The sequence below is a fragment of the Kitasatospora nipponensis genome, assembly GCF_039528135.1.
Taxonomy (GTDB): domain Bacteria; phylum Actinomycetota; class Actinomycetes; order Streptomycetales; family Streptomycetaceae; genus Kitasatospora; species Kitasatospora nipponensis.
Genome location: NZ_BAAALF010000022.1, coordinates 19,465 through 45,336, shown reverse-complemented (window position 1 = coordinate 45,336; position 25,872 = coordinate 19,465). Strand labels below are relative to the sequence as shown.

The following is a 25,872-nucleotide window of genomic DNA, read 5'->3' as shown; positions in this document are numbered from 1 at the left end:
GTCCCGTACCCCGAAGAGCACCGCTGTTCACGGCGGTCGGCTGATCCCTGGACCTTCCTGGTGGCGATTGCCCTGACCCACCAAGAACGACCGAGTTGGAGGCGCTCTTTCTCGAGGAGAAACACGTGAGCCAGAAGGCAAGCATCAAGGGGTTACTCCGGCCGTTGCCCTCGGAGACCGACCGGCAACGCGAGAGAGCCGGCCGCCGACCCGACCGCGACCTCCCGTCGGTGCACCGCGTCCAGGCCACGCTGACCGTGCTCCTCGCCGACGCCCAACCCGCGATCCGGCACGGCGTGCGCTCGATGCTGGAGCGCTCCGCCGACATCCAGGTGGTCGGCGAGGCCGCCACGACCGACGAGGCGGTCGCCGAGACGTCCCGCTGCCGCCCCGACGTGGTGGTGGTGGACCCCCTGATGGACGAGCCCGGCGGTGCCCGGGTGATCACCCAGGTGCTGCGGGTCGCGCCGGAGACGGGTGTGCTGGTCTTCAGTTCGGTCGACGACGACAAGGCCATCACCTCGGCGATCCACGCCGGCGCCCGCGGCTACCTGATCAAGCGGGCCGGCGCGGACCAGATCCTGCGCGGCATCCAGGCGGTGGCGGCCGGCGAGGGGATCGTCGACCGGGCGATCGCCGACCGGCTCAGCGCGCTGATCCGCCCGGCGGCCGTGCAGCGCGGCTACCCCTTCCCCCAACTCAGCAACAGGGAACGGGACGTCCTCGAATGCATCGCCGCGGGGAAGTCGAACACCACCATCGCCCGTGAGCTCGCGCTCGCCTCCAAGACCATCAGCAACCGGGTCTCGGCGATCTTCGGCAAGCTCGGGGTGGCCGACCGCGCGCAGGCCATCGTGCTGGCCCGTGACGCGGGGCTGGGCAACGGCTGACCGGCGGTCCGGCGGTCGGCCGTCCGGTGGCCCAGCGGTTCAGCGGTCCAGCGGTTCGGCTGGTCGGTGGGCCGCAGTCGCCGCCCGCCCCGGGTGCCGGCGGCAGGTTCCCTTGCCGCCGGGAATAGTTCCCCTGTCGAGAGGGAGCCGCCGGCTCCTAGCCTGATGGTCGTCGCCCGGCCGCCGAACCGAAGACCTCGATCGGAGTGGGACGTTGACTGAGCAAGTGGGTGCCGGCATCACCGTGCGCCGCACGGAACCGGCGAACCTCACCCGGGCCCACGGCCTGGACCTCAAGCTGCTGCAGCCGTGGCCCGGCCTGCGGGCCCCGTTCCTCGGCGCCTGGTGCGTGCTGCGTCCCGGCGACGTGACGGACGCGCACGACCACCGCGAGCGCGAGATCTTCATCGTGATGTCCGGCCGCGGCACGGTGGTCAGCGGCGGGCAGCGCTACGAGTTGGCGGCCGGGGACCTGGCGACGGTCGGTCCGGACACCGGGCACCACATCGTCAACGAGTACGACGAGGACTTCACCTACTACGCCATCTGGTGGGACCGGATCCTGGCCTCGGCGTTCCTCGCCGACACCTCGGCCGCCGCCCCCGACGCGGCCCCCGCCCCCGACGCGGCCCCCGCCCCCGACGCGGCCCCCGCCGCCTGCGTCACCACCCCCGGCACGGCGGGCCCGGTCGCGTGATCGACTACGACGGGCGCAGGTTCCGCAAGCCGGAGGGCGACAGCGCGACGGTCGCCGTGTACCACCAGCAGGGCGAGACCGTCTGGGCGGAGTTCGGCGGCGGCGAGGTGCGCCTGGGCTGGACCGTCGGTACCCGGGAGCCCGACGGCACCCTGCGGATGGGCTACACCATGGTGTTCGTCTCCGGCGAGGTGGTCTGCGGCCACACGGTGAACACCCCCGAACTGACCGCCGACGGCCGGGTCCGGCTGCGGGAGGCCTGGGAGCGCTACGGCCCGCACGCGGCCAGCGGGATCTCCTACATCGAAGAGGTGGCGTGAGGCTCGTGAACGGCGCATCCGAAGCGGACTGGCAGCGGCTGGCGAAGGCGGTGACGGGCCGCGTGCTGCGGCCCGGCGAGGGCGGCTTCCACGCCGCCGGCACACCGTTCAACCGGCGGTTCGCCGCGGCGGCACCCAGCGGTGTGGTCCAGGTGGCCGACGTCGAGGACGTGCGCCGCGCGATCCTGTGGGCCCGCGAGACGGGCACCGCCCTGGCGGCCCGCGGCGGCGGCCACAGCTACGCGGGGTTCTCGGCCACCAGCGGCCTGGTCGTCGACCTCAGCGCTCTGAACTCCGTGCACGCCGACGGCTCCACCGGCCTGGTGACGGCCGCCGGCGGCGCCAGGATGGCGGACCTGAACGCCGCGATCCAGCCGCACGCGATGGCCTTCGCGCTGGGCAACGGCGACTCGGTCGGCATCGGCGGCCTCACGCTGGGCGGCGGCTCCGCGGCCACCTCGCGCGCGTTCGGCCTCACCGCGGACGCCCTGCTGGCCACCACCCTGGTGACCGCCGACGGGCAGCTGCTGACCTGCGACGCCGAGCAGAACCGGGACCTCTACTGGGCCTGCCGCGGCGGTGGCGGCGGCAACTTCGGCATCAACGTCTCCTTCACCTTCCGGGCCACCGAGGTGTCCGACGTCTCCACCTGCCTGCTGCTGTGGGACCGGGCCGACGCGCCCCGGGTGCTGCCCGTCCTGCAGCAGATCATGCTCGCGGCGCCGGACGAGTTCTCCGCCAGGATCGGCGTCAGCACCGCCGGCGGCGCGGGCGCGCTGGTCTCCGCCGTCGCCCTGCACCTGGGCCCGGTGCACGAGCTGCGGGAGATCATCGCCCCGGCCCTGGCCGCGGCCCGCCCGCGCCGCGAGGACCTCGTGGACCGTACCTTCTGGCAGGCCCAGGAGTACCTGCGGCACGAGACCTCCGCCGGCGCCTTCGCGGTCCGCACCAACTTCGCCACCGAACCGCTGCCGGCCCAGGCCCTGGCCGCCGCCCTGGCCCTGATCGACACCCCGCCGCCGGGCGACAACCCCGACGGCTGCGGCCTGGCCCTCTTCGGCTGGGGCGGCGCGATCAACCGGGTGGCCCCCCAGGACACCGCGTTCGTCCACCGGGACGCGCGGTTCCTGCTCAGCCTGGACGCCTCCTGGGCCGAGCACGACGCCCCCGCCACGGTGGCCGCCAACCTGCGCTGGCTGGCCGACCTGCGCGAGGCGTTGGCGCCGTACGTCTCGCAGTCCGCCTACCAGAACTTCATCGACCCCGACCTGCCGAACTGGCGCACCGCCTACTACGGCGCCAACTACCCGCGCCTGGTGGAGATCAAGAAGCAGGTCGACCCGGACGGCCTCTTCGCCTTCCCGCAGTCCATCGGATCCTGACCGGGGGGCGGGATCGGCTCACGCGGGCAGGAAGAACCCGGTGATGTCGGCGAGCCGGCCGTCGCGGTGCAGCGCGGTGCTCACGCCGCTCATGGCGCTCTCACCCTGCTCGCCGACCTGGGTCCAGCGCGCGAGCGACCGGTCGTGGTGCTCCAGCACCTCGTCGATCCGGAACCGGTGACCGGGGAAGGCCCCGGCGAACCCGGCCATGTAGGCGGCGAGTTCGGTCAGGCCGGCGACCTCCGTCCCCGGGTCCCGGTAGGCGACCTCGTCGACGGCGACCGCACCGAGCGCCGCGAGCCGCTGATCGGCGTCGGCCGACCAGCATGCCGCGTAGTCCATCCAGAGCTGCTGTGAGTCACTCATCGCTGTTCCTCTTCCTGGGCGCCGATCGACGCGAGCGCGCCGTCGGTGACGGTGTGCAGTTTGCTGAGCGGCGTGCCGGCCCGGACGAGCACCAGCAGGCCCTGATAGAGCGCCAGCAGGTGGGCGGCCGCGGTCTCGACCTCCAGGTCCGCGGCCAGCAGGCCGAGCCCGCGGGCCCGCGTCAGGGCGTCGGCGAACCCGGACTCGATCGTCTCCAGCCCCCGGCGCACCCCCGCCCCGGCCTGCGGCAGGGTGAAGGACTCCACCGCCGTGTTGGTGAGCAGGCACCCCGGATCACGGTCGAGACCGGTCTCGAACGCCGAGGTGAAGAACGACCGGATCCCCGCCACGGGATCCGCGGGCTCCAGCAGGTGGACCCGGACCCGCCCCTGCACGACCTGGTCGTTGTAAGCCTCCAACGCGGCCTGGAACAGCCCTTCCTTGCTGTCGAAAGCCCGGTACAGACTCCCCGGGTGCAATCCCGTGGCTTCCTCGATGTCCCGCAACGAGGCCCCCAGATACCCCCGGTACCGGAACAGCCGCATGGCCGACGCCAGCACCTCCCCCTGGTCCCAGAGCTGTCTGCGCCCCATCCGGCACCTCCGTAGTTGAGCGACTGCTCACAAAAAATAGCACACCTGTACCGGGGGCGGGAGGCGACGTGATCAGTGCGCGGGCTGCCGGGAGGCGGCGCTCGAGCTGTCCCGGTAGAGCATGGTCCGGAAGATCCCGGAGACCGTCGTGCCCACCAGGACTGCGGACATCAGCAGCAGGAGCGCGACCAGCCCCCCGGCCAGGGCGCCCCGGGCGTCATCGGACTCCACGCCGATCATGAACGCGATGAAGCCCGCGATCACCGAGACGACCAGGGGCAGCGCTATCCACAGCGAGCCGAACACCTGCCGGGTGAAGGTCTCGCGGACCAGCCGCGCGGACCGGCGGGTGGCCTCCAGCACCCCGAGGCCGTCGACCATCATGGCCGGCAGAGCCAGGTAGGTGGCCAGCTCCCATCCTGCGCTGAACAGCTCGCGCAGGACCGGGCCGACCACCGGGAGCCGCTCCAACTGTCGGACGAGCAGCAGGACCGTCGTGCTGAGCAGACTCCAGATCAGGAGTGCCCGCCAGTACCGCATCGCCCGCCGGCAGCTCGCGCCGAACCGGACGGGTTCGCCGCGCAGCACGTCGTGGACCGCGCAGATCATCGCGGCGTTGCAGCAGGTCACCACGAACCCCAGTGCGAGGTAGGAGACGCCCATGGCGACCGCCTCCGAGGCGGACGGCGAGGGCCCGGACCCGTGCAGGAGGTAGAGAGGCACCGCGACGCCGGCGGTGGTCAGAGCCAGCGCGGCGGCGGTCACCAGCGGGAAGACCAGCAGCCGCCGGTTCTGCCTCAGGACCCCGAAGGACGCACGAACGGGCTGGACGGTGCTCATGGTGGTTCCCCCGGACGATCCCTCGGCGCGGCTGATCAGCCGGTCCGCCGCAGGCTACGCCAACCGCCGCGCGGCCGGTGCCCCGGCCCCGGGTGACCGGAGGGCCCTCTCCCGGGCTCCTCCCGGGGCGTCCTGACATCCGGTCAGGGCCGGTGCGACGAATGGCGGACGGACTGGAAGCCCGGGTCCCGCCATGTCGCGAGTGCGGAGAGTGACGAGCCGGGTACCTTGTGGTGACCCGCTGTTGTGATCGTCGGGCCGCTCCGTGCCGCTTGCGGCCACGGGCGAGCCGCCAGGGCCGAAAGGGTCGCCCATGCACGTCGTCTCCCACCGCACTCGTCTCGGCAGGGCCGTCCTGGCCGCCTGCGGAGTGTCGGTGCTGCTCGCCTCGCACGCGATGCTCGGTTCGAGTGCCGCTGCCGCCGGGTCGCGCGCACCCGACCCCGCCGCCCACGGTGGGGGCGCGGTCATCACCGTGACGACCGCCAAGGTCGGTGCGCCCGGCAACCCGGCGGTGGGTGTCGTCCCGTTCACGGACGCCGTCTACCGCACGTGCGCCGACGCCCCGCCGACGTCGAGCGACTGCCTGATGGTCGGCGCCGTCCGGGACCCCTACGAGATCGGGCAGTTGGAGGTCACGGTCGGCCAGTGGGTGGCCTTCCTGAACACGGTCGACCCCACGGGCCGTGACCCCCACGGTCTCTACGACAGGACCGAGAGCTCGTCGGCGTGGCCGAAGTACGGCTCGGTCGACTTCTCCGCCGACGCCGGCGACGGCTGCCACTACTCCGTGGCGTATCCGCAGTGGGCGGACAAGCCCTACGGTTTCGCGGACTTCCTGAAGGCCGCGCGCTTCGTCAACGCGCTGTACAACGGCCGGCTGATCTCCAAGCAGGACAGCGGCGACCAGGGCTTCCACTACGTCACCTACCAGGTCGAACTGTCGCCACAGACCGAGCGCGGGATGTACGACCTCGCCCGCCCGGACGCGACCCGAACCCATGACTCCGGCTTCGTCGTGCCGAGCCAGGACGAGTGGATCAAGGCGGCCTACTACGACCCGAACGGCGGCGGCACCTACTCCTACTGGAAGTACCCGACCAATCCCGGAGTCTTCGGCGACGGCGACGCGACCGCCCCCGCCCCCACGGTCCTCGACCCCAGCACCGGCGACGTCGTCAACGCGGCGACCCAGCCCCTCGCCTCGTACCACGCCACCGGCCAGCCGGCGCCGAGCTGGTGCCCCGGCCAGGTGCGGCCCGATGTCTGCGCCACCGTCAACCCGTTCGGACTCGATCCCGTCAGCTACGCGAGCGCCTACCAGGGCAGCCTCAGCACGGTCGGCCAGGCACGGACCACCTCCCCGTGGGGCACCCTCGACCAGGGCGGCAACGCGGTCGAGTGGACCGACACGATCACGCCGCCCCCGACCGGCGGCGACTCCGCACGGGTCTGGCGCCGCGCGCACGGCGGGGTGTCCAACGCCGGCGCGTATCAGATGTGGCCCTCCGCGGTCGGACTCCAGCCCCAGGACAACGTGTTCTTCAGCCATACCTATCCGTGGCTCGGCATCCGGCTCGGAGTGATCGGCGACCTCGAGCCCGGCGGCGGCGATCGCTGAGCCACCGTCCACCGCCTGAGGGACAGTCACGCAGTCAGTCACGCAGAACGAGTCAGGGCCCTACCGGATCTCTCCGATAGGGCCCTGAACTCGTACTACTGGGTCGGGGTGGCGGGATTTGAACCCACGGCCTCTTCGTCCCGAACGAAGCGCGCTACCAAGCTGCGCCACACCCCGGTCCTGCGGTTGTTGCTCCTTTGTCCGGCGCAACGAGTAGAACTCTACCCGACGCAGGTCAGGAGACGAAATCCGGTTATCGGGGGCGGGCCACCAGGGTGAGCAGGGTGGCCTCGGGGGGGCAGGCGAAGCGGACGGGGGTGTAGCGGTTGGTGCCGCAGCCGGCCGAGACGTGCAGGTGGGCGAGGCGGCCGCCGGCGCGGTGGGTGGAGAGGCCCTTCACCCGCTTGGCGTCGAGATCGCAGTTGGTGACCAGGGCGCCGTAGAAGGGGACGCAGAGCTGGCCGCCGTGGGTGTGCCCGGCCAGGACCAGCGGGTAGCCGTCGGCGGTGAAGGCGTCCAGGCTGCGCAGGTAGGGGGCGTGCACCACGCCGATCGACAGGTCGGCGTCGGCGGAGGGGCCGCCGGCGACCTCGGCGTAGCGGTCGCGGCGGATGTGCGGGTCGTCGATCCCGGTGAACTCGACGTCCAGGCCGGCCAGGGACAGGCGGCCGCGGGCGTTGGTGAGGTCGAGCCAGCCGGCCGCGTCGAAGCCGTCGCGCAGCTTCTCCCAGGGGTTGTGGATCGCGCCGGTGATCCCCTTGCGGCCGGTGCCGTCGGCGTTGTTGAGGCCGTGGTTGCCGCTGGCCAGGGCCTTCAGGTAGCGGGTCGGGCTCTTGCGGGCGGGGCCGTAGTAGTCGTTCGAGCCGAAGACGTAGACCCCGGGGAACTCCATCAGCGGGCCGAGCGCGTCCAGGGTGGCGGGCACCGCGAGCGGGTCGGAGAGGTTGTCGCCGGTGTTCACCACCAGGTCGGGCCGCAGCCCGGCCAGGCTCTGCAGCCAGCGCTGCTTCTTGTGCTGGCCGGTCACCATGTGGATGTCGGAGACCTGGAGCACCCGGACCGGCTTGGCCCCGCGCGGCAGGACGGGGACGTCCACCCGGCGCAGCCGGAAGGAGCGGACCTCGTACCCGGCGGAGTAGGCGAGGCCGGCGGCGCCGGTGGCGGCGATTGCGAGCGGGACGGAGTACAGCTTGCGCATCGGTCCATCGTCGCAGACCGGGCCGATCTCGGTGAACCGGCCCGGGAGGGGAGGAGGGGGAGAGGAAGAAGGGGACGGTTAATCACGGGCGGTGCGGCCTGCCAGGTGTGAGGATTGGCGCATGACAACGCTGAAGAAGCGGCTGCAGGATGACCTGACGGCCGCGATCAGGGCCCGGGACGAGCTGCGCTCGGCCACGCTGCGACTGACGCTCTCCGCCGTCACCAGTGCCGAGGTGGCGGGCAAGGTGAAGCGCGAGCTCACCGACGACGAGGTGCTGCAGGTGCTGCAGGGCGAGGCGAAGAAGCGCCGGGACGCCGCCGAGGCGTTCGCGCAGGCCGGCCGGGCCCAGTCGGCCGAGCGGGAGCGGGCCGAGGGCGCGCTGCTGGCCGAGTACCTGCCGCAGCAGCTCACCGACGAGGAGTTGGCCGCGATCGTGGCCGCGGCGGTGGCCGAGAGCGGGGCGAGCGGGCCGCAGGGGATGGGCGCCGTGATGAAGATCGTCCGGCCGCAGGTGGACGGCGTCGCCGAGGGTGGCCGGGTGGCCGCCGCGGTGAAGGCCGCGCTGACGAGCGGTCAGTAGGGGTGGGGGCGCGCGGCAGGGGGGAGCGGTAGCCGGGGCGGCACCGCGAAGGCCGCACCGCGAAGGCCGCACCGCGAAGGCCGCGGCCCCACCACCCGGACGGGTGGTGGGGCCGCGGCCTTCGCGTCGTGCGGGGTGCCCGTGATCAGTGCTGGCTGGGCCGGCTCGGCCGGCCGGGCCCCGGGTTCTGGCCGCCGATGACGCCGCCCGGAGGCGCCGGGATCGGCAGCGAGGTGGGCGCCGGCGGGGCGGCCGGGGTGAGCAGCCCCGCGTTGGTGGCGCCCCCGGTGGGCTGGCCCGGGGCGGGGTTGTTCGGGTCGCCGCTCGCGTTCGGGGACGGGCTGGGGGTCGGCGGGGCGGGCAGGTCCACCAGGGTGAAGTTGTTCTGCGGGGTGCCCTTGACCGCCTCGCTCATCGCCTGCTGCCAGATCGGGCCGGGGCCCGTGGCGCCGTAGACGCCGTCGTCGCTCTGGAAGCCGCGCCCGCCGATCTTGATGTTGCGGTCCATCTTGACGTTGCCCTGCGGGCCGCCGAGCCAGACCACGCCGACCAGGTCGGGGGTGTAGCCGTCGAACCAGGCGGCCTGGCGCTTGTCGGTGGTACCGGTCTTACCGGCGATGACGCGGCCGTCGTCCAGGCTCAGCGCGGCGCCGGTGCCGCCCTTCTCGGTCACGCCCTTGAGCAGGGTGTTGATGCTGTCGGCGGTGTTCTGCTGCATGGCCGGGCCGCAGTTGGCCTGCGGGACCGCCAGCTTCTTGCCGTCGATGCCGACCACCGAGCTGATCGCGACCGGGTCGCAGTGGATGCCGCGCGAGGCGAAGGTGGCGTACACCCCGGCCATGTCGAGCGGGCTCATCTCCTCGACGCCCAGCGCCATGGCCGGGACCTCCTGCAGCGGGGCGCCGCTGGCCTTGGTCTTGATGCCGAGCTTGTTGGCCATCTGCTTGACCGCGCACAGGCCGATGTCCTGCTCCAGCTGCACGAAGTAGGTGTTGATGGAGCGGGCCATCGCCTCGGGCATCTGGAACGGCCCGACCTCGCTGGGGCTGTCGTTGTCGACGGTGTCGTGGTTGGTGTTCTTCCACGTCCCGGAGCACGCGCTCATGCTCGGGTAGGGCATGTGGGAGGGCGAGGGGTAGGCCTGGCCCAGCGTGGTGCCGCTGTCGATCGCGGCCGCGGCCACGATCGCCTTGAAGGTCGAGCCGGGCTGGAAGCCGTTGCCGCCGCCCATCGCCGCGTCCACGTTGAGGTTGACCACGGTCTGGTGCTTGGAGTCGTCCAGGCCGTAGGGCCGGGTCTGCGCCATCGCGAGGATCTCACCGGTGCCGGGCTTGACCATGGTCATCGCCGCCGAGACGGTGTCGGTGACGTAGACCTTGGTGGTGACCGCCTTGTTCGCGGCGGCCTGCTTGTCCGGGTCGATGGTGGTGTAGATCTTCAGGCCGCCCTGGCTCCACAGCTTGCTGCGGTCGGCCGCGGAGGCGCCGAAGGCGGGGTCGGTCTGCACCTCGTGCCGGACGTAGTCGCAGAAGAAGCCCATGCCGTTGCCGGCCGTGATGCAGCCGTTCTGCGGCTCGTGGTAGTTCAGCGTGAGCGGGGTGGCCAGTGCTTCCTTGGCCTGCTCGGGCGTGATGTGCTTCGCCTCGAGCATCTTGTTGATCACGGTGTCGCGGCGGGTCTGGGTGGCCTTGGGGTGCAGTATCGGGTCGTACGCGCTCGGGTTCTGCACGATGCCGGCGAGCGTCGCGGCCTCGGCGATGCTGAGGTCCTTGTTGCTCTTGCCGAAGTAGCGCTGCGAGGCCGCCTCGACGCCGTACGCCTGGTGCCCGAAGAACGTGATGTTCAGGTAGTTGGTGAGGATCTGCTGTTTGGGCAGCTCCTCCTCCAGCTTGATGGCGTACTTCAGTTCCTTGATCTTGCGGCCCAGGCTCTTCTCGGTCGCCGCCTTGAAGGCCGCCTGGTCGTCGCCGGCCTCTTCGATGAAGACGTTCTTCACGTACTGCTGGGTCAGCGTGGACGCGCCCTCGGAGGCGTTGTCGGAGGAGGCGTTCTTGCCGATCGCGCGCAGGATGCCCTTGGGGTCGATCGCGCCGTGCTGGAAGAACCGGGCGTCCTCGATGTCGACCTGGGCCTCGCGGGTGAGCGGCGACATCTGGTCCTGGGTCAGGATCGTGCGGTCCCGTGCGTAGACCTTGGCGATCAGGTTGTTCTTGGAGTCGTAGATGAACGACGCCTGCGAGAGGGTCGGGGTCTTGAAGTCGCCGGGGATGCTGTCGAAGCTCTCGACGCCGTCCTTGGCGCCGAGCCCGATCGCGCCCACCGCGGGCAGTGCCAGGCCGGCCAGCAGGACGCCGGAGAGGATGCTGACGCCCAGGAACTTCACCCCGTGACCGGCCAACTCCAGGGGGGAGGTGCGCCGTCGGCCGGGGCGCTGGGCTGCTGATGAGCGCTTCGGTGCCATAGGAGGACTCTACGTTGCCCATTCGGGCCCATGAGGGCAGGTGTTCGCCTAGGCTTGTCACAAGCTTGCGACAGCTTCGCTCCGTACAGGGCTGAGACTCTTGTGAGTGTTGAGAGTTGTCCGAATTGACGGGGTATGAGGTAGCTGGCACGGCCGGCAACCCCGAGTGTCGGCCCTTCGGGGCAGGTCCTTCGTGGCGCTGTGTCACGAAAGGGGCGATCGAGACGCCCGCAAGGCCCACGACCTGCGATCACTCCAACGAGTGATCTAACCAACACCCATAGTCCGATTGGGTCATTCTAGATTGGACCCCAAGGGGCTGTTGCGTACCGCCAATCTTCCGTAACGTCCTCAACTGGCAACGGTGAATATGCCGTTGCCGCCGTGGGGGAGCCTCGATGATTCGGGAGAGGACGGCGCCGGGATGGGCTGGGTAGATGACTGGAGTGCGCAGGCCGCCTGTCGCACGAGTGATCCGGACGAGTTGTTCGTCCAGGGGGCGGCGCAGAATCGGGCAAAAGCCGTGTGCAGCGGCTGTCCGGTCCGCACCGAGTGCCTGGCGGACGCACTCGACAACCGGGTGGAGTTCGGGGTCTGGGGCGGGATGACGGAGCGCGAACGACGCGCGCTGCTGCGTCGCCGTCCGACGGTGCTCTCCTGGCGCCGGCTGCTGGAGACCGCCCGCACGGAGTACGAGGAGTCGCTGGCGACCGGCGTGATCCTCTCGGACTACGCGCAGGCCGGCTGATCCGACCGGGGCCACCGGCCCCGGGCCGTTCGTCACCGCACGGCCCTGTCGCCGCGGGCCGTGGTCACCGTGTCCGTCCGGTTGCCGTGCCTGCTCCGCCGCCGGGCCCGCGCCGTCACCGGGCCTGCTCCGGAGCCCCCGCGAGCTGATGGCCGATCAGGCGCAGCCCGTCCAGATCGTGCACGTCGCCCGCCAGGGCCGGGACCTCGACCATGGGCACATCGGGATAGACCGACACGAAACGGTCCCTGGTGCGCCGCTCGCGGGCCATCACCTCGACCCGCTCGGCGTGCAGCCGCAGCAGTCCGGCGGCCAGGGCCTCCGCGTGCGCCTGACCCGGTTCGTGCTCCGCCCCGTTCTCCTCCAGCGCCTGCGCCGCCGCCTGCGCCCGCTCGGCGGTCAGCTGCGGCGCCCCGGAGCTGTGCACCCGGTTGAGGACCAGGCCGGCCAGCGGCATCTCGTCGGCGGCCAGCCGGTCCACGAAGTACGCGGCCTCGCGCAGCGCGTCCCGCTCCGGCGCGGCGACCACCAGGAAGGCCGTGCCCTGCGCCTTGAGCAGCTGGTAGGTGCGGTCGGCCCGCTCGCGGAAGCCCCCGAACATCGAGTCCATCGCGGCCACGAAGGTCTGCAGGTCGGTCAGCAGCTGGGCGCCGAAGATCTTGCCGAGGGTGCCGGTGAGCAGGCCCATCCCGACGTTGAGGAACTTCATCGCGCTGCGCCCGCCGACCTTGGCGGGGGCGGTCAGCAGCCGGATGAGCCGGCCGTCCAGGAACGAGCCGAGCCGGTTGGGCGCGTCCAGGAAGTCCAGCGCCGAGCGCGAGGGCGGGGTGTCCACCACGATCAGGTCCCACTCGCCGGCGTCGCGCAGCTGGCCGAGCTTCTCCATCGCCATGTACTCCTGCGTGCCGGCGAAGCCCGCGGAGAGCGACTGGTAGAAGGGGTTCTCCAGGATCGCCCGGGCCCGCTCGGGGTCCGCGTGGGTCAGCACGACCTCGTCGAAGGTCCGCTTCATGTCGAGCATCATGGCGTGCAGCTCGCCGGGGCCGTCGGGGCCGGCCGCGCCCTTGACCGGGCGCGGGGTGTTGTCCAGCTCGGTCAGGCCCATCGACTGGGCGAGCCGGCGGGCCGGGTCGATGGTCAGGACGACCGTGCGGCGGCCGCGCTCGGCGGCCCGCAGGCCGATCGCGGCCGCCGTGGTGGTCTTGCCGACCCCGCCGGAGCCGCAGCACACCACGATCCGGGTGGCCGGGTCGTCGATCAGCCGGTCGATGTCGAGCCCCCTCGCGCCCTGCTCGTCCGTGGCGTCGGTGCGCCCGCTCATGCCGCCCCCTGCCTCTTCAGCTCGCCGGCCAGTCGGTACAGCCCGCCGAGGTCCACGCCCCCGCTGAGCAGCGGGAGCTCGTAGGTGGGGCGCGCGAGCGCGGCCAGGTCGGCGCGCTGCTCGTGCTCCAGCGCGACCCGTTCGGCGTGCTCGCGGGCCTGGGCGAGCAGCGGGCCCAGCAGCGGCTCCACCGCCGCCCGCCGGGTGGCCGCGGTGCGCGAGCGGCCGCCGAGGCCGGCCTCCACCAGGGCCAGCGCGATCTCCTCGCGGTGGTCGTCGTGGGCGGCGGTCACCGCCGCCTCGTCCAGCACCGGCGGGCGGACCATGTTGACCAGCACGCCGCCGGTCGGCAGCTTGGCCTCGCGCAGTTCGGCGAAGCCGTCCACGGTCTCCTGGACCGGCATCTCCTCCAGCAGGGTGACCAGGTGCACCGCGGTCTCCGGCGACTTCAGCACGCCCATCACGGCCTGGGCCTGACTGTGTATCGGCCCGAACCTGGCCAGGCCCGCCACCTCGGAGTTGACGTTCAGGAACCGGGTGAGCCGGCCGGTGGGCGGCGCGTCCATCACCACCGCGTCGTACGCCCGGCGCCCGTCGGGGCCCTTGCGCCGGGCGGCCTCGCAGGCCTTCCCGGTCAGCAGCACGTCGCGCACGCCGGGCGCGATGGTGGTGGCGAAGTCGACGAAGCCGACCTTCTGCAGCGCCTTCCCGGCCCGGCCGAGCTTGTAGAACATGTCGAGGTACTCGAGCAGCGCCTGCTCGGTGTCGATGGCGAGCGCGAAGAGCTCCCCGGCGCCGCTGCCACCCCCACTGCCGCCACCACCCCTGCCGGTGCCCCGCGCGCCGGCGGGCAGGCCCAGCTGGGCGGCCGAGACGGTGGCCACCTTGCGCTCCTCGTACGGCAGCGCGGCCAGGCCGAAGAGCTCGGCGATCCCCTGCCGGCCCTCCACCTCGATCAGCAGGGTGCGCCGCCCCTCGGCGGCGAGCGCCAGGGCGAGCGCGGCCGCGACCGTGGTCTTCCCGGTGCCGCCCTTGCCGCTGACGACGTGCAGCCGCACGCCCTCCCAGTCCGGGCCGCCGGGCGTGTCGCCGGACGGGTCCAGGGACCGATGGGTTCCTGCCACGCTCCGTCTCCCTCTGCTGGGGTGCCTCCCGCGAGCGTAACCAGCGGCCGCTCCCGATGCCGGGAGCATCCGGTCGCGGATCCGGATTGGAGGCCGCTTTGTGTCCCACCTCACATCGGACCGGGCCGTCGTCGGACGGTCTAGAGTCAGCCCCATGACCAAGTGGGAATACGTAACCGTGCCGCTGCTCGTGCACGCCACCAAGCAGATCCTGGACACCTGGGGCGAGGACGGCTGGGAGCTGGTCCAGGTCGTGCCGGGGCCGAACAACCCCGAGCAGCTGGTGGCCTACCTCAAGCGGGAGAAGAACTGATGAGCGGTGTCGAGAGCCGGCTGGCCGAGCTGGGCCTGACCCTGCCGGAGGTGGCCGCCCCGGTCGCCGCCTACGTCCCGGCGGTTCGCTCCGGCGACCACGTCTTCACCTCCGGCCAGCTGCCGATGGTGGCGGGCAAGCTGCAGAACTCGGGCAAGGTGGGCGCGGAGGTCACCCCCGAGGAGGCCAAGGCGCTGGCGCAGATCTGCGCGCTGAACGCGCTGGCCGCCGTGAAGTCGGTGATCGGTGACCTGGACCTGATCGAGCAGGTCGTCAAGGTGGTCGGCTTCGTCGCCTCCGCCCCCGACTTCACCGGTCAGCCCGCCGTCATCAACGGTGCCAGCGAGCTGCTCGGCCAGGCGCTCGGCGCGGCCGGCGTGCACGCGCGCAGCGCGGTGGGCGTCGCGGTGCTGCCGCTGGACGCCCCGGTCGAGGTCGAGATCCAGGTCCGCGTGCGGGCCTGAGCAGCCGTCGACGGCCCGGATGACCAGCCGGGTCTTCTCAGCGCCGTGCCCGGGTGCATAGCATCCGGGCATGGCTGTGAAATCCCCTGATCCGGTCCCGGTCCCGCCCGCGGCGGCGCCCGGCGCCCTGGCGCCCACGATGCCGCCCGGCTGGCCCGCCCGGATCCGGGCGCTGGCCGCCGGTGAGCTGACCGTGCCGGTGCCCCGGCAGGCCGCGACCGTGGTGCTGCTGCGCGACACGCCCGGCGACGGCGACGGTCCGCAGGCCTACCTGCTGCGCCGGCGCAGCTCGATGGCGTTCGCGGCCGGCATGTACGCCTATCCGGGTGGCGGGGTCGATCCGCGCGACGCCGAGGCGGCGCCCGACTGGGCCGGCCCGAGCCCGCAGGAGTGGGCGGCGCGGCTGGGGGTGGACCGGGCGACGGCGCAGGCGGTGGTCTGCGCGGCGGTCCGCGAGACCTTCGAGGAGGCCGGCGTGCTGCTGGCCGGCCCGGACGCCGCGACCATCGCGCCGGACCGGGACTGGAGCGCCGAGCGGGCCGCCCTGGAGGCGCACGAGCTCTCCTTCGCCGACTTCCTGCGCCGGCACCGGCTGGTGCTGCGCAGCGACCTGCTGGGCGGCTGGGCCCGCTGGGTGACCCCGGCCTTCGAGGAGCGGCGCTACGACACCTGGTTCTTCGTCGCCGCGATGCCGCCCGGCCAGCGGGCCGCGCGCGAGGTCGGCGAGGCGGACCGGGTGGCCTGGCTGACGCCGGCCGAGGCGGTGCGGGGCCACGCCGAGGGCCGCTACGGGATGCTGCCGCCGACCGTCTCGGTGCTGCGCGAGCTGCGGCCGGTGCGCAGCGCGGCCCAGGCGCTGGAGGCGTCCCGGGGGCGCACACTGACTCCCGTGCTCGGCGAGGCCGAGCTGACGGGTGATCGAATGACCGTCCGATGGTCGGGGTATGAGGAGCTGACCATCGACGGCCACTTTCCCGAGGAAGGACCCCCTGCCGATGATCCACAATGACGTGGCTCGCCGCACCGTGCGTGAGTTCCCCAGCCGCAGCCTGGGCGCCCGCCGCTCGCCGGCGCGCACCCTGGCCTGCGACGGCCCGGCGGTGCTGAACCTGCGCCCGCCGCGCGCCCTGGTCCGCACCCTGGGGGCGCGCCCGCTGGGCCGGCTCGCCGAGGGCGGCCGGCTCGAACCCCTCCCGCCCCACACTCCCTGAGGACCACGGTGACCGGTCTGCTGCCCGGGGACCCCGCCGACACCGTCGGCGGGGCCGCCGGCCCGCGCGCGTTCTGCGTGCTCGCCCCCAACCCGTCCCCGATGACCCTGGACGGCACCAACACCTGGCTGCTGGCCGAGCCCGGCTCGGAGCTGGCCGTGGTGGTCGACCCCGGTCCGCTGGACGAGGGGCACCTGCGCGCGGTGATCGACGCCGCCGAGAGCCAGGGCCGGCGGATCGCGCTCACCCTGCTGACCCACGGCCACCACGACCACGCCGCGGGCGCCGCCCGGTTCGCCGAACTGACCGGCACCCGGGTGCGCGCGCTGGACCCGGCGCTGCGGCTGGGCGAGGAGGGGCTGCACGGCGGTCAGGTGCTGGAGGTCGGCGGGCTGGAGCTGCGGGTGGTGGCCACGCCCGGGCACACCGCGGACTCGCTCACCTTCCACCTGCCGGCCGACGGCGCGATCCTGACCGGCGACACCGTGCTCGGCCGGGGCACCACGATGGTCGCGCACCCGGACGGGGTGCTCGGCGACTACCTCGACTCGCTGCGCCGGCTGCGCTCGCTGGCCGCCGAGCACGGGGTGCGCACCGTGCTGCCGGGCCACGGACCGGTGCTGGCGGACGCGCTCGGCACGGTGGAGTACTACCTGGCGCACCGCGCGGCGCGGCTCGCGCAGGTGGAGACGGCGGTGGAGGCCGGCTACCGCACGGCCGAGCAGGTGGTCGCGCGGGTCTACGCGGACGTGGACCGGGCGCTCTGGCCGGCTGCCGAGCTCTCGGTGCTGGCCCAGCTGCGCTACCTCGAGGACCACGGACTCATCTGACGAGGAGTCCGTGGTCCCGGGGCGGCGGCGCGTGCGGGGCTTGAGAGGGGCCCGGGTCAGCGCGAGCGGCGCGAGAGGCGCTCGACGTCCATCAGGACCACCGCGCGGGCCTCCAGCTTGAGCCAACCGCGCCCGGCGAAGTCCGCGAGCGCCTTGTTGACGGTCTCGCGCGAGGCGCCGACCAGCTGGGCCAGCTCCTCCTGGGTGAGGTCGTGCGCGACGTGGATGCCCTCGTCGGACTGCACGCCGAAGCGGCGCGAGAGGTCGAGCAGCGCCTTGGCGACCCGGCCGGGGACGTCGGAGAAGACCAGGTCGGACATCACGTCGTTGGTCCGCCGCAGCCGGCGCGCGATGGCGCGCAGCAGCGCGATGGAGACCTCGGGGCGCGCGTGCAGCCAGGGCTGCAGGTCGCCGTGGCCCAGGCCCAGCAGCTTGACCTCGGTCAGCGCGCTGGCGGTCGCGGTGCGCGGGCCGGGGTCGAAGAGCGAGAGCTCGCCGATCATCTCGCTGGGGCCGAGCACCGCGAGCATGTTCTCGCGGCCGTCCGGCGAGGCGCGGTGCAGCTTGACCTTGCCCTCGGCGACCACGTAGAGCCGGTCGCCCGGGTCGCCCTCGTGGAAGAGCGACTCTCCACGGGCGAGGGTCACCTCGGTCATGGAAGCGCGCAGCTCGCCGGCCTGTTCGTCGTCGAGAGCCGCGAAGAGCGCGGCGCGCCGCAGAACGTCGTCCACGTGCTTCCTCCTTCTCGGCCGTCCGAGGGGGGCCACGGGCGGCTCACGTGCTGGTGCTCCGCCACGTCGGAGAGGCGGGGTAAAGAGTGCTCTACCTCACCCAGCATGGCGCATGTCGCTCCGATCATATGAGGAGGGGGTGCGCTGTGGAGCCCGGTACGGGGCCATCCGTACGCACGGGTTACCGATCGGTCACCGGGCCGCCGCCCTGGTCGGCCGGGGCCGGGCGGTGCGAGGACCGCTCCCGGGCGGGCTCGGGGGCCCGCTGCGGGTCGGGCTCGGAGCCGGGCCCGGGGGCGCCGGCGTCGGCCCGGTCGGCGAGCAGCCGGTGGGCCGCCCAGAGCAGCGCGCCGCGGATCGCGGGATCGCCCGGGTCGGTGCCGGTGAGCTCCCGGCAGCGCTCCAGTCGGTGCTTGATGGTGTTCACGTGCACGTGGCGCTGCCGGGCGGCCAGGTCGAGCCGGGCCCCGAGGTCGAGGTAGCTCGCCAGCGTGCGCAGGATCTCGGCGTGGTCGGGGCGCTCGGGGTGCAGGCCGGCCAGCAGGGTGCGGCCGAGCAGCCGGCCGAGCTCCGGCTGGTCGGCCCGCACCACCTCCTGCGCCACCCGTGGCAGCGGGACCAGGCCGGGTTCGTCGGCCAGCCCCAGCGCGACGGCGAGCAACTGGTTGAGCCGCACCAGGTCGGCGGCCGGCGCCGGGCCCGCCGTCACGATCCGCCGCCCGGCGGGCGCGGTGAGCACCGGGCGGGCGGTGACCAGCAGCACCGAGCCGTCCAGCACCCCGCTGAGCACCGGGCCGCCCAGGGTGGCGGTCAGCGCGCTCTCGGCGGCCCAGGCGGCCTCGTGCGGGTGCGGGCGGAAGCGGGCCAGGTGCAGCCGCCCCGGGGGCAGGTAGCGCTCGCGCAGCGCGGCGACGGCCGAGGCGGCGCCGGTCACCAGCAGCTCGCGCAGCAGGGCGTTGTCCCGGTCGCGGCCCGTGCGGGCCAGCCGCAGCTCGGCCGTCCGGTGGACGGTGAGGATGTGCCGGCGGACCTGTTCCACCCACTCCTGGCCGAAGAACATCAGCTGCGCCACCTCGGCGCCGGACAGCGGCGGCCGGCAGTCGGCGAGCAGCCGGGCGACCACCAACCGGGCGCCGCGGTGCAGGCCGCCGAGCACCTGGTCCACCGGCACGCCGAGCTCGGCCCGCTGCTCGATGTAGGGGTCCAGCCGGTGCAGCTGTTCGGGGGTCGGCGCCGCCGCGCGGCCCATGCCCTCGGCGGCGGTGCCCAGCAGCAGGAGTAGGAAGGAGTCCACCGCCCGGGCCGGCAGGACGGCCAGCGCGGCGACGTCCTCGCGGACCTCGCGGGCCAGCAGCGGGGCCAGCTCCGGCAGGGCGGCGCCCAGCCGGGCGGCGGCGGCCACGGCGCTCGGCGGCAGTTCCACGGCGTCGACCCGGCCTTCCTGAACAGCCGGCGGACGGTGCGGCCCGCGGTGTGGGCCGTCGACAACGCGCGCCGGTGACGGTGTGGGCGGCCGACCTGGGAAAGCCGTCCGCACCCCGGCACGCTGGAGCCCGGCCCCGACCGGCGCGCCGGTGACGGCGCGGTGCCCGGTCCGCCGACCCTACTGCGAGCCCCGGACGGAGTGCCATGACCCTGCGCACCGAAGACGCCCCCACCGATCCGCGGATCGCTGCCGCCGCTGCTGCTGCCGTGGGCGCCGAGGGGAGCGGGCGCGGGCCGGAGCTGAGGCCGGCGCTGCCCCCGACCTTCGCGACGGCCGCCGAGGAGCGCGAGCACCGCAAGGTCCAGCTCGCCGCGGCCTTCCGGATGTTCAGCCGGGCCGGCCTGGACGAGGGGGTGGCCGGGCACATCACGGTCCGCGACCCGGAGCACACCGACTCCTACTGGGTGAACCCGTTCGGCCTGCACTTCAGTCTGATCCGGCAGTCCGACCTGGTCCGGGTGGACCACACCGGCGCGGTGGTCGAGGGCGAGGGCCCGGTCAACGCCGCCGCGGTCGCCATCCACTGCGCGGTGCACGCCGCCCGCCCCGACGTGGTGGCCGCCGCGCACGCCCACGGCCCGTACGGCAAGACGCTCAGCAGCCTGCCGATGGGCATCGAGCCGCTCACCCAGGACGCCTGCGCCTTCTACGAGGACTTCGGCGTGCACGCCACCTACAACGGCGTGGTCACCGGCGCCGAGGAGGGGCGGGCGATCGGCGCCGCGCTGGGCAACCACAAGGCGGTGATCCTGCGCAACCACGGGATGCTCACCGTCGGTGGCAGCGTGGAGAGCGCGGCCTGGTGGTTCCTCACCCTGGAGCGCACCGCGCAGGCCCAGTTGATGGCCTACAGCGCGGCGGCCGGCCTGGGGGCCGGCCCGCTGCTGATCGACCCCGAGCAGGCCCGGCAGACCCAGGGCGAGATCGGCTTCGAGCTGGCCGGCTGGTTCCAGTGGCAGCCGATCTGGCAGCGGATCAGCCGGGACAACCCGGACATCTACGCGTAGGCCCGTCGGCAACTTCCTCAGTCCAGCTGGGACTTCACCTGATCGGCGATCAGTTCCAGGTGGTCGAGGTCGTCCAGGTCGAGGATCTGCAGGTAGATCCGCCGGCTGCCGGCCTCCCGGTAGCGGCCGATCTTCTCCACCACCTCGGCCGGCGAGCCGGCCAGGCCGTTGGCCTTCAGCTCCTCGACCTCGCGGCCGATCGCCGCCGCCCGGCGCGCCACCTGCGCGTCGTCGCTCCCGACGCAGGCCACCAGCACGTTGGAGTAGACCAGGTCGTCGCCGGGCCGGCCGCGCTCCTCGGCTGCGGCCCGGGTGCGGGCGAAGGCCTCCCGGCTCTGCTCGGGCGAGGTGAAGGGCAGGTTGAACTCGCTGGCGTAGCGGGCCGCGAGGGCCGGCGTGCGGGTCGGACCGGTGCCGCCGACGAGCACCGGGATGCGCTGCTGGACCGGCTTGGGCAGCGCGGGCGAGTCGGTCAGCTGGTAGTACGTCCCGGCGAAGTCGAACCGCTCGCCGACCTTGGTCTCCCACAGCCCGGTGATGACGGCGAGCTGCTCCTCCAGCCGGTCGATCCGGTGGCCGGGGAAGGGGATCCCGTAGGCCGCGTGCTCCTGGGCGAACCAGCCCGCGCCCAGGCCGAGTTCGACCCGGCCGCCGCTCATCGCGTCGACCTGCGCGACCTGGATGGCCAGCACCCCGGGCAGCCGGAAGGTGCCCGCCGTCATCAGGGTCCCCAGCCGGATCCGCGAGGTCTCCCGGGCCAGGCCCGCCAGCGTGATCCAGGCGTCGGTGGGGCCGGGCAGGCCGTCCCCGTCGCCCATCCGCAGGTAGTGGTCGGAGCGGAAGAAGGCGTTGTAGTCGAGCTGTTCGGCGGCCTGCGCGACGCGCAGCAGGGTGTCGTAGGAGGCGCCCTGCTGCGGCTCGGTGAAGATACGAAGATCCATGGCTCTCATCATGCCCCGGGGGCAGCTGCTTTCTCTGTGGCGGCGGCGAAGTGTCGTGCGGCGGCGGCGGGTCCGCCGGTGGCGGGTGGCCCGGTGGCCGCGAGGTCGTGCCAGCGGACCGGGCCGGTGCAGTGCAACGGCCGGGCCAGCGCGGCCCGTTCGGCGGCGGAGGGCAGGACCAGGTCCCGTACGGTCCAGCCGGGCGGCCCCTGCGGGGGCTCGCCGGGCAGGCCGACCGGGACCGGGCCGTACCGGGTGGGGTGCACCGGCAGCCGGTGCGGCGCGGTGCCGCGCGGCAGGGCGGCGGCCTTCATCAGCGCCTCCTTGCGGGTCCAGGCCCGCAGGAAGGCGTCGCCGCGCTCGGCGGCGGGCAGCGAGTTGACGCGCCGCCGCTCCTCGGGGGCCAGGCAGCGCTCGATCAGGCCCGCGGTGTCGAAGTCGCGCAGGTGCTCCAGGTCGACCCCCACCGGGTCGCCGACCGCCAGCGCCAGCAGCCAGCGCCCCTCCGAGCGGGCCACGCTGATCCGCAGCGCGGCCCCCTCGCCGGTGCGCAGGTACGGCTGGCGGCGCTGCTCGCCGCCCTCGAACGGTCCGTGGTGCTCGAACCGCAGGGCGGCCGGCGAGCCGCCCAGGTAGCCGGCCAGCACCCGGCGCACGCCGGCCCAGGCGGCCGCGTAGCGGGCCCGGTCGGCGCGGCCGGAGAACCGGGCGCAGCGGTGCCGCTCGTCGGCCGAGAGCACCTCCAGGTCCCGGTGCGGCTCGGCGCCGGGCTCGTCGTGGCCGCCGTACCAGAGGTGGGTCTCCCCCCGCGCGGGGAGGCAGCGTGCCGGGTCCACGGCGTCCGCCCTTCTCGTCCGCGCGCCTCAGGCGCTCTGGCCGACCGGCTCCAGGACCGGCTCGGCGAGCGCCGCGGGGGCCGGGCGGCGGGCGCCGGCCAGGCTGAAGACCGCGGCGCCGGCGGCGACGGCCGCCACCACGTACCAGTTCAGGCCGGGGATGCCGGTGGTGCGGGCGAGGTCGTACAGGGTGCCGGCGGCCAGCGTGCCGACCATGTTCCCGAAGCTGCGGAAGAAGTGCATCGAGCCCATCGCGCGCGACAGGTTCTCGCGCGGGATCTGCTTGGCCACCCAGAGGTCGAAGGAGGGGGTGAAGAGGATGTCGCCGAAGACCACCACCAGGCAGCCCACCACCACCCACGCGGCGCTGCGGCCGGCGCCGAAGAGCAGGTAGGCCGCGGTCATCGCGGCGAAGCCCACCGCCATCACCTGGCCCGGCTGCAGGTGGCGGCTCAGGAAGCGCAGCACCGGGTACTGCAGCACCAGCAGGGTGGCGCCGGTGATCCAGAACGGCATCGAGATCGGCAGGCCGTGGACGTACTCCTGCATGTGCAGCGGGATGCCCACCAGGAAGCTGATCGACAGCAGCCAGAAGACGCTCGACAGCAGGAAGTAGCGTCCGCCGCCGCCCAGGGTGATGCCGCGCAGGACGGCGAGACTGAAGAGCGGGGCCTTGGGCGCGGGGGTGGCGGCGGTGTCGCCGGGGGCCGCGGTGGCGGGGGCCGGGTCGTCGGCGGGGATCACGAAGAGCGCGGCCAGGCAGTAGAGCGCGAAGAGCCCGAAGACGGTGCCGAACAGGACCCGCAGGTCGACGCCGGCGAACAGGCCGCCGGCCAGCGCGCCGCCGATCGCGCCCAGTTGGCAGGACATCTGGAAGGACGAGAAGGCCTTGGGCCGGTGCGCCTCGGGGAAGGTGGAGAGGATGTTCTTCAGCCCGGGGAAGGAGACGCCCGAGCCGAAGCCCACGAAGAAGGCCAGCACGCTGTAGAGCGCGACCCCGTGCACGAAGCCCATCCCGAGCAGCGCGAACGCCTCCAGCGCGACGCCGGCGATGATCCCGTTGCGGATCCCCAGCCGGGCCGAGACGCCCTCGTAGGTGAACGTCGAGGCCAGCCGGCCGACGTAGGTCAGGAACATCACGAAGCCTGCCCAGAAGCCGCTGTACGCGACGCCCAGGGTGGAGACGAGCAGCGGGAAGTAGATGTAGTTCCCGACGTGGGCCAGCGCGATGCCGAAGTCGATCCCCCAGAGGGTGCGCCTCAGTTGGGTGTTCACAGGACGACCTTTCCATTCGATGCCGAGGCGCGCAGGGCGCGGATCTCCCGGGCGAGGGCCGGCCGGTCGATCGTGGTGCCGCGCACCACGGTGGTGTCCGGCAGGACGGAGAGCGGCGCGTGCGCGGTCGCGGGCGCCGAGAAGAGGTTGAAGGTGGCCGGGTCGCCCACCGTGAGCGGGTGACCGGTGGCCGGGCGGCCCGCCAGCTCCTGGAAGAAGCGCCAGTTCTCCACCGTGGCGGCCCGTCGCAGCTCCTCGCGCAGCGCGCCGCCGGTCTCGGGAGCCGCGGCCAGCAGGTCGAGCTCGCCCAGCAGGCTGTAGCCGTGGAACGCTCCGGTGTTGCCGCAGTCGGTGCCCACCAGCAGCTGTCCGCGGCGCAGCGCCGCCAGGTTGTTGGCCCGCATGGTGGCGAGCGCCGCGGTGCGGGTGTCCTGGCAGCCGTAGCGGATCCCGAACGGCTCCTCGACCGCTTGGACGAAGTCCAGGTTGGCGCCGTCCTGGGTCTCCCGGAAGCCCGGGCGGCCGTACTCCCGCAGGAACTCCGCGCGGTCCATCACCATCGGGCGCAGGCCGCCGAGCGTGGAGACGAAGCGTGCGCCGGCCAGTTCGTGCCAGTCCCGCTCGCTGAGCTCCACGTCGCGCACCGGGTGGGCGAAGAGCCTGAAGCCCAGCGCGTAGGCGGCCAGCACCTCCTCGCGGGTGTTGCAGTCGAGCACGGCCGGCACGCCCTGCTCCCGGGTCACCCGCGCGGTGTGCGCGAGCACCTCGGGCGCCAGCCGGGCGAACCGCACCGCCATCTCGGGCTGTTCGGTCCCGTCGGTGAACATCACCTTCAGGAAGCTGCCGCCGCGCTCGCGGTTGGCGTGCAGCACCGCGGCGAGGTCCTCCCCGGTGCCGAGCATGAAGACCGGGGAGGGGAACTCGACGCCGTGGCCGGTCCGCCCGGAGCTGTCCCGCACGGCGGTGGCCGCGTAGCCGCAGTGCACCAACTCCGGATAGGGGAAGGCGGACTGGGCCCGGCCGGCGTCCCAGCGGGACTGCACCAGCGGGAAGCCGAAGAGGTCCGCCAGGTGGGTCACGCCGTGGTACAGGTACTGCAGGGCGATCAGGCGCGGGTCGTCCAGCGAGTCGTCGAAGTTGGCCGGCAGCGCGAGGTGCGCGTGCGCCTCGACGTAGCCGGGCCAGAGCTCCACGGCGGGCTCTCCCGCGGTGCGCGGGGCGACCGGCTCGATCCGCCGGAAGCGGCCGTGCGCCACCTCGACGTCGAAGAGCGACTCCGGGTCCAGGGCGGGGACGGCGACCCGGCGCAGGGCCAGGTCGCCGGCCGGCTCGCCGGTCGGGGTGGTCATCGGGCGACCTTGACGGCGATCTCGACGCCGATCCGGTCCAGCGCCGCCTCGGCCCGCTCGGCGGCCTCGTCGCGGCCGGTGCCGGTGAAGATCAGGTGGCCCAGCCAGTCGAAGTTGCTGGTGGAGAGCCGGGAGACCTGACGGCCGGGCGCGCGGTAGCTCAGCGCTTCGACGTAGCCGGGCAGTTCGGTCAGCGCGGAGAAGTCGACGGACGTGAGCTCGCCCTCCACCGGGGAGCCGAACCAGCGGCCGGTGGCGGTCAGTTCGCCGGGGAAGGGCAGCTCCGGGGTCTCGCCCAGGGCCTGCCGGATCACCTCGAGGTAGGGGTCGACGCCGGTGGAGATCTTCATCAGCGCCGGCACGATCCCGCCGACCAGGCGCCCGTTGACCTCGCAGAGCACCGGGCCGTCCGCGCCGAGGATGAACTCGGTGTGCATGAAACCGAAGTCGATGCCCAGCCCGCGCAGGACCGCCTCGTTGGCGGCGAACAGCTCCGCCTCCAGCGGGTGGCCGCGGAAGAAGGTGGCGCCCATCTCGATGAAGTACGGGAAGCCGCTCATGGTGCGGTCGGTGATGCCGAGGTTGACGATCCGGCCGTCGGCCAGCACGCAGGACTCCACCGAGACGATCTCGCCGGTGACGAACTCCTCCACCAGGATGTCGGGGATCCGGGTGACGCCGCGCCCGTAGTCGGTGACCTGGGCGAGCTGGGCCAGGTAGTCCTGCAGCTCCTGCTCGTCGGTCAGGTGCAGCACGTGCAGGCTGGCGGTGCCGTCCGAGGGCTTGACCACGCAGGGGAAGCCGATCTCGCGGATCGCGGCCTCGATCCGGTCCGGCTCCTGGACGTGCGCGAAGCGCGGCTGGCGGACCTCGGCGTGGCCCTGCAGGGTCAGCCGGGTGCGGTGCTTGTGGCGGGCGTTGAGCGCGCCCTCCACGCTGACGCCCGGCAGGCCCAGCGCGCGGGCCACCGAGGCGGCGTGCACGGTGTGGTACTCGCTGTAGGTCATCACGCCGTCCACCGGGTCGGCCGCGTGCACTTCCTTGACCAGCTGCTCCAGCACCTCGATCGAGAAGGCCGTCTCGCTCTTCAGCACGTGGCAGGAGGGGTGCGCGTAGGCGGCCTCGGCCAGCGGGGAGGCGGCCAGGTAGAAGTCGGGGTCGGCCGTGACCAGGGTGACCCGGTGGCCCAGCTCCAGGGCGTTGGCGATGCCGGCGATGCCGTTGGGGTTGCACTCCACCATGACGATGTGCATGGGAATTCCTTTCGGTGCTGCGCCAGGTCGAC

At 73.2% G+C, this 25,872-nt stretch carries 27 protein-coding genes and 1 tRNA gene; 13 read left to right on the top strand and 15 right to left on the bottom strand.

Annotation, left to right across the window (positions count from 1 at the left end; genetic code table 11):
* Nucleotides 1-125 precede the first annotated feature (125 nt).
* From ABD323_RS09520 to ABD323_RS09505, 4 genes are all read left to right on the top strand, one after another.
* Nucleotides 126-890, top strand: a complete 765-nt coding sequence (locus ABD323_RS09520) for a LuxR C-terminal-related transcriptional regulator (protein WP_344440816.1) — start codon at nt 126-128, stop codon at nt 888-890.
* Between the two features lie 214 nt (nt 891-1,104).
* Entirely contained in the window at nt 1,105-1,587 is a 483-nt protein-coding gene (locus ABD323_RS09515) for a cupin domain-containing protein (RefSeq protein WP_344440815.1), read from the top strand.
* Nucleotides 1,584-1,907: an avidin-fold protein gene (locus ABD323_RS09510; protein WP_344440814.1), complete on the top strand. Its 324-nt coding sequence runs from the start codon at nt 1,584-1,586 to the stop codon at nt 1,905-1,907. Before ABD323_RS09515 ends, ABD323_RS09510 begins: the two co-directional genes overlap by 4 nt.
* Before the next feature lie 5 nt (nt 1,908-1,912).
* Entirely contained in the window at nt 1,913-3,289 is a 1,377-nt protein-coding gene (locus ABD323_RS09505; protein ID WP_344440813.1) for an FAD-binding oxidoreductase, read from the top strand.
* Between the two features lie 18 nt (nt 3,290-3,307).
* Here ABD323_RS09505 and ABD323_RS09500 read toward each other — a convergent pair whose 3' ends face one another.
* From ABD323_RS09500 to ABD323_RS09490, 3 genes are all read right to left on the bottom strand, one after another.
* A complete protein-coding gene (locus tag ABD323_RS09500; RefSeq protein WP_344440812.1) occupies nt 3,308-3,655 on the bottom strand; it encodes a nuclear transport factor 2 family protein in 348 nt (115 codons plus the stop codon).
* Nucleotides 3,652-4,215, bottom strand: a complete 564-nt coding sequence (locus ABD323_RS09495; RefSeq protein ID WP_344440811.1) for a TetR/AcrR family transcriptional regulator — start codon at nt 4,213-4,215, stop codon at nt 3,652-3,654. Before ABD323_RS09495 ends, ABD323_RS09500 begins: the two co-directional genes overlap by 4 nt.
* A 105-nt stretch (nt 4,216-4,320) precedes the next feature.
* Nucleotides 4,321-5,088, bottom strand: a complete 768-nt coding sequence (locus ABD323_RS09490; RefSeq protein WP_344440810.1) for a DUF6159 family protein — start codon at nt 5,086-5,088, stop codon at nt 4,321-4,323.
* Between the two features lie 313 nt (nt 5,089-5,401).
* On the opposite strand from ABD323_RS09490, the gene ABD323_RS09485 reads away from it, so the two are divergent.
* Nucleotides 5,402-6,709, top strand: a complete 1,308-nt coding sequence (locus tag ABD323_RS09485; RefSeq protein ID WP_344440809.1) for a hypothetical protein — start codon at nt 5,402-5,404, stop codon at nt 6,707-6,709.
* A gap of 103 nt (nt 6,710-6,812) precedes the next feature.
* Here the strand turns inward: ABD323_RS09485 and ABD323_RS09480 are convergent.
* Together ABD323_RS09480 and ABD323_RS09475 are read right to left on the bottom strand one after the other, a co-directional pair.
* Nucleotides 6,813-6,886, bottom strand: a tRNA-Pro gene (locus ABD323_RS09480).
* Nucleotides 6,887-6,962: 76 nt separating this feature from the next.
* On the bottom strand, nt 6,963-7,907 hold the full coding sequence (locus ABD323_RS09475) for a metallophosphoesterase (RefSeq protein WP_344440808.1): 945 nt from the start codon (nt 7,905-7,907) through the stop codon (nt 6,963-6,965).
* Nucleotides 7,908-8,028: 121 nt separating this feature from the next.
* Here ABD323_RS09475 and ABD323_RS09470 point away from each other — a divergent pair, with 121 nt between their 5' ends.
* Nucleotides 8,029-8,490, top strand: coding sequence for a GatB/YqeY domain-containing protein (locus ABD323_RS09470; RefSeq protein ID WP_344440807.1), 462 nt, complete (start codon nt 8,029-8,031; stop codon nt 8,488-8,490).
* A 145-nt stretch (nt 8,491-8,635) separates the two neighbouring features.
* Here the strand turns inward: ABD323_RS09470 and ABD323_RS09465 are convergent, their stop codons facing one another.
* Nucleotides 8,636-10,951, bottom strand: a complete 2,316-nt coding sequence (locus ABD323_RS09465; protein ID WP_344440806.1) for a transglycosylase domain-containing protein — start codon at nt 10,949-10,951, stop codon at nt 8,636-8,638.
* 424 nt (nt 10,952-11,375) lie between these two features.
* On the opposite strand from ABD323_RS09465, the gene ABD323_RS09460 reads away from it, so the two are divergent.
* A complete protein-coding gene (locus ABD323_RS09460; protein ID WP_101380974.1) occupies nt 11,376-11,699 on the top strand; it encodes a WhiB family transcriptional regulator in 324 nt (107 codons plus the stop codon).
* 115 nt (nt 11,700-11,814) lie between these two features.
* Here ABD323_RS09460 and bagB read toward each other — a convergent pair whose 3' ends face one another.
* Entirely contained in the window at nt 11,815-13,020 is a 1,206-nt protein-coding gene (gene bagB, locus ABD323_RS09455; RefSeq protein WP_344440805.1) for an ATPase BagB, read from the bottom strand.
* The gene (bagA, locus tag ABD323_RS09450; protein WP_425555925.1) at nt 13,017-14,144 is read right to left on the bottom strand and encodes an ATPase BagA; all 1,128 of its coding nucleotides are present in this window, start codon (nt 14,142-14,144) and stop codon (nt 13,017-13,019) included. Before bagA ends, bagB begins: the two co-directional genes overlap by 4 nt.
* 154 nt (nt 14,145-14,298) lie before the next feature.
* On the opposite strand from bagA, the gene sp36 reads away from it, so the two are divergent.
* The 5 genes from sp36 (at nt 14,299) to ABD323_RS09425 (ending at nt 16,962) form a co-directional block, all read left to right on the top strand.
* Nucleotides 14,299-14,457, top strand: a complete 159-nt coding sequence (gene sp36 / locus ABD323_RS09445; RefSeq protein WP_100889483.1) for a Sp36 family protein — start codon at nt 14,299-14,301, stop codon at nt 14,455-14,457.
* A complete protein-coding gene (locus tag ABD323_RS09440) occupies nt 14,457-14,921 on the top strand; it encodes a RidA family protein (RefSeq protein ID WP_344440804.1) in 465 nt (154 codons plus the stop codon). Before sp36 ends, ABD323_RS09440 begins: the two co-directional genes overlap by 1 nt.
* A 139-nt stretch (nt 14,922-15,060) precedes the next feature.
* A complete protein-coding gene (locus ABD323_RS09435) occupies nt 15,061-15,930 on the top strand; it encodes an NUDIX hydrolase (RefSeq protein WP_344440831.1) in 870 nt (289 codons plus the stop codon).
* Complete coding sequence (locus tag ABD323_RS09430) at nt 15,917-16,132, top strand: hypothetical protein (protein WP_344440803.1); 216 nt, start codon at nt 15,917-15,919, stop codon at nt 16,130-16,132. Before ABD323_RS09435 ends, ABD323_RS09430 begins: the two co-directional genes overlap by 14 nt.
* Before the next feature lie 8 nt (nt 16,133-16,140).
* Entirely contained in the window at nt 16,141-16,962 is an 822-nt protein-coding gene (locus ABD323_RS09425; RefSeq protein ID WP_344440802.1) for an MBL fold metallo-hydrolase, read from the top strand.
* Between the two features lie 56 nt (nt 16,963-17,018).
* On the opposite strand, the gene ABD323_RS09420 is transcribed toward ABD323_RS09425, so the two are convergent.
* Nucleotides 17,019-17,693: a Crp/Fnr family transcriptional regulator gene (locus ABD323_RS09420; RefSeq protein WP_030392646.1), complete on the bottom strand. Its 675-nt coding sequence runs from the start codon at nt 17,691-17,693 to the stop codon at nt 17,019-17,021.
* A 181-nt stretch (nt 17,694-17,874) separates the two neighbouring features.
* Entirely contained in the window at nt 17,875-19,116 is a 1,242-nt protein-coding gene (locus tag ABD323_RS09415) for a helix-turn-helix domain-containing protein (protein WP_344440801.1), read from the bottom strand.
* Nucleotides 19,117-19,322: 206 nt separating this feature from the next.
* On the opposite strand from ABD323_RS09415, the gene ABD323_RS09410 reads away from it, so the two are divergent.
* Nucleotides 19,323-20,186 carry a class II aldolase/adducin family protein gene (locus ABD323_RS09410; protein ID WP_344440800.1) on the top strand — a complete coding sequence of 288 codons (864 nt, stop codon included), beginning with the start codon at nt 19,323-19,325 and terminating at the stop codon, nt 20,184-20,186.
* Nucleotides 20,187-20,203: 17 nt separating this feature from the next.
* Here ABD323_RS09410 and ABD323_RS09405 read toward each other — a convergent pair whose 3' ends face one another.
* Genes ABD323_RS09405 through ABD323_RS09385 form a run of 5 tightly spaced genes read right to left on the bottom strand, consistent with a single transcriptional unit; the run spans nt 20,204 to nt 25,840 of the window.
* On the bottom strand, nt 20,204-21,127 hold the full coding sequence (locus ABD323_RS09405) for an LLM class F420-dependent oxidoreductase (RefSeq protein WP_344440799.1): 924 nt from the start codon (nt 21,125-21,127) through the stop codon (nt 20,204-20,206).
* An 8-nt stretch (nt 21,128-21,135) separates the two neighbouring features.
* On the bottom strand, nt 21,136-21,963 hold the full coding sequence (locus ABD323_RS09400; protein WP_344440798.1) for a 4'-phosphopantetheinyl transferase family protein: 828 nt from the start codon (nt 21,961-21,963) through the stop codon (nt 21,136-21,138).
* Between the two features lie 27 nt (nt 21,964-21,990).
* On the bottom strand, nt 21,991-23,238 hold the full coding sequence (locus ABD323_RS09395) for an MFS transporter (protein ID WP_344440797.1): 1,248 nt from the start codon (nt 23,236-23,238) through the stop codon (nt 21,991-21,993).
* The gene (locus ABD323_RS09390; RefSeq protein ID WP_344440796.1) at nt 23,235-24,587 is read right to left on the bottom strand and encodes a hydrolase; all 1,353 of its coding nucleotides are present in this window, start codon (nt 24,585-24,587) and stop codon (nt 23,235-23,237) included. The genes ABD323_RS09395 and ABD323_RS09390 overlap by 4 nt, the downstream gene beginning before the upstream one ends.
* Nucleotides 24,584-25,840: an ATP-grasp domain-containing protein gene (locus ABD323_RS09385; RefSeq protein WP_344440795.1), complete on the bottom strand. Its 1,257-nt coding sequence runs from the start codon at nt 25,838-25,840 to the stop codon at nt 24,584-24,586. The genes ABD323_RS09390 and ABD323_RS09385 overlap by 4 nt, the downstream gene beginning before the upstream one ends.
* Nucleotides 25,841-25,872 lie beyond the last annotated feature (32 nt).

Coding starts and splice junctions, on each gene's coding strand:
- ABD323_RS09500 (WP_344440812.1), bottom strand. CDS start 3,655: ATGAGTGACTCACAGCAGCTCTGGATGGACTACGCGGCATGCTGGTCG.
- ABD323_RS09490 (WP_344440810.1), bottom strand. CDS start 5,088: ATGAGCACCGTCCAGCCCGTTCGTGCGTCCTTCGGGGTCCTGAGGCAG.
- ABD323_RS09485 (WP_344440809.1), top strand. CDS start 5,402: ATGCACGTCGTCTCCCACCGCACTCGTCTCGGCAGGGCCGTCCTGGCC.
- ABD323_RS09475 (WP_344440808.1), bottom strand. CDS start 7,907: ATGCGCAAGCTGTACTCCGTCCCGCTCGCAATCGCCGCCACCGGCGCC.
- ABD323_RS09470 (WP_344440807.1), top strand. CDS start 8,029: ATGACAACGCTGAAGAAGCGGCTGCAGGATGACCTGACGGCCGCGATC.
- ABD323_RS09465 (WP_344440806.1), bottom strand. CDS start 10,951: ATGGCACCGAAGCGCTCATCAGCAGCCCAGCGCCCCGGCCGACGGCGC.
- ABD323_RS09460 (WP_101380974.1), top strand. CDS start 11,376: ATGGGCTGGGTAGATGACTGGAGTGCGCAGGCCGCCTGTCGCACGAGT.
- bagB (WP_344440805.1), bottom strand. CDS start 13,020: ATGAGCGGGCGCACCGACGCCACGGACGAGCAGGGCGCGAGGGGGCTC.
- sp36 (WP_100889483.1), top strand. CDS start 14,299: ATGACCAAGTGGGAATACGTAACCGTGCCGCTGCTCGTGCACGCCACC.
- ABD323_RS09440 (WP_344440804.1), top strand. CDS start 14,457: ATGAGCGGTGTCGAGAGCCGGCTGGCCGAGCTGGGCCTGACCCTGCCG.
- ABD323_RS09435 (WP_344440831.1), top strand. CDS start 15,061: ATGCCGCCCGGCTGGCCCGCCCGGATCCGGGCGCTGGCCGCCGGTGAG.
- ABD323_RS09430 (WP_344440803.1), top strand. CDS start 15,917: ATGATCCACAATGACGTGGCTCGCCGCACCGTGCGTGAGTTCCCCAGC.
- ABD323_RS09410 (WP_344440800.1), top strand. CDS start 19,323: ATGACCCTGCGCACCGAAGACGCCCCCACCGATCCGCGGATCGCTGCC.
- ABD323_RS09405 (WP_344440799.1), bottom strand. CDS start 21,127: ATGGATCTTCGTATCTTCACCGAGCCGCAGCAGGGCGCCTCCTACGAC.
- ABD323_RS09390 (WP_344440796.1), bottom strand. CDS start 24,587: ATGACCACCCCGACCGGCGAGCCGGCCGGCGACCTGGCCCTGCGCCGG.
- ABD323_RS09385 (WP_344440795.1), bottom strand. CDS start 25,840: ATGCACATCGTCATGGTGGAGTGCAACCCCAACGGCATCGCCGGCATC.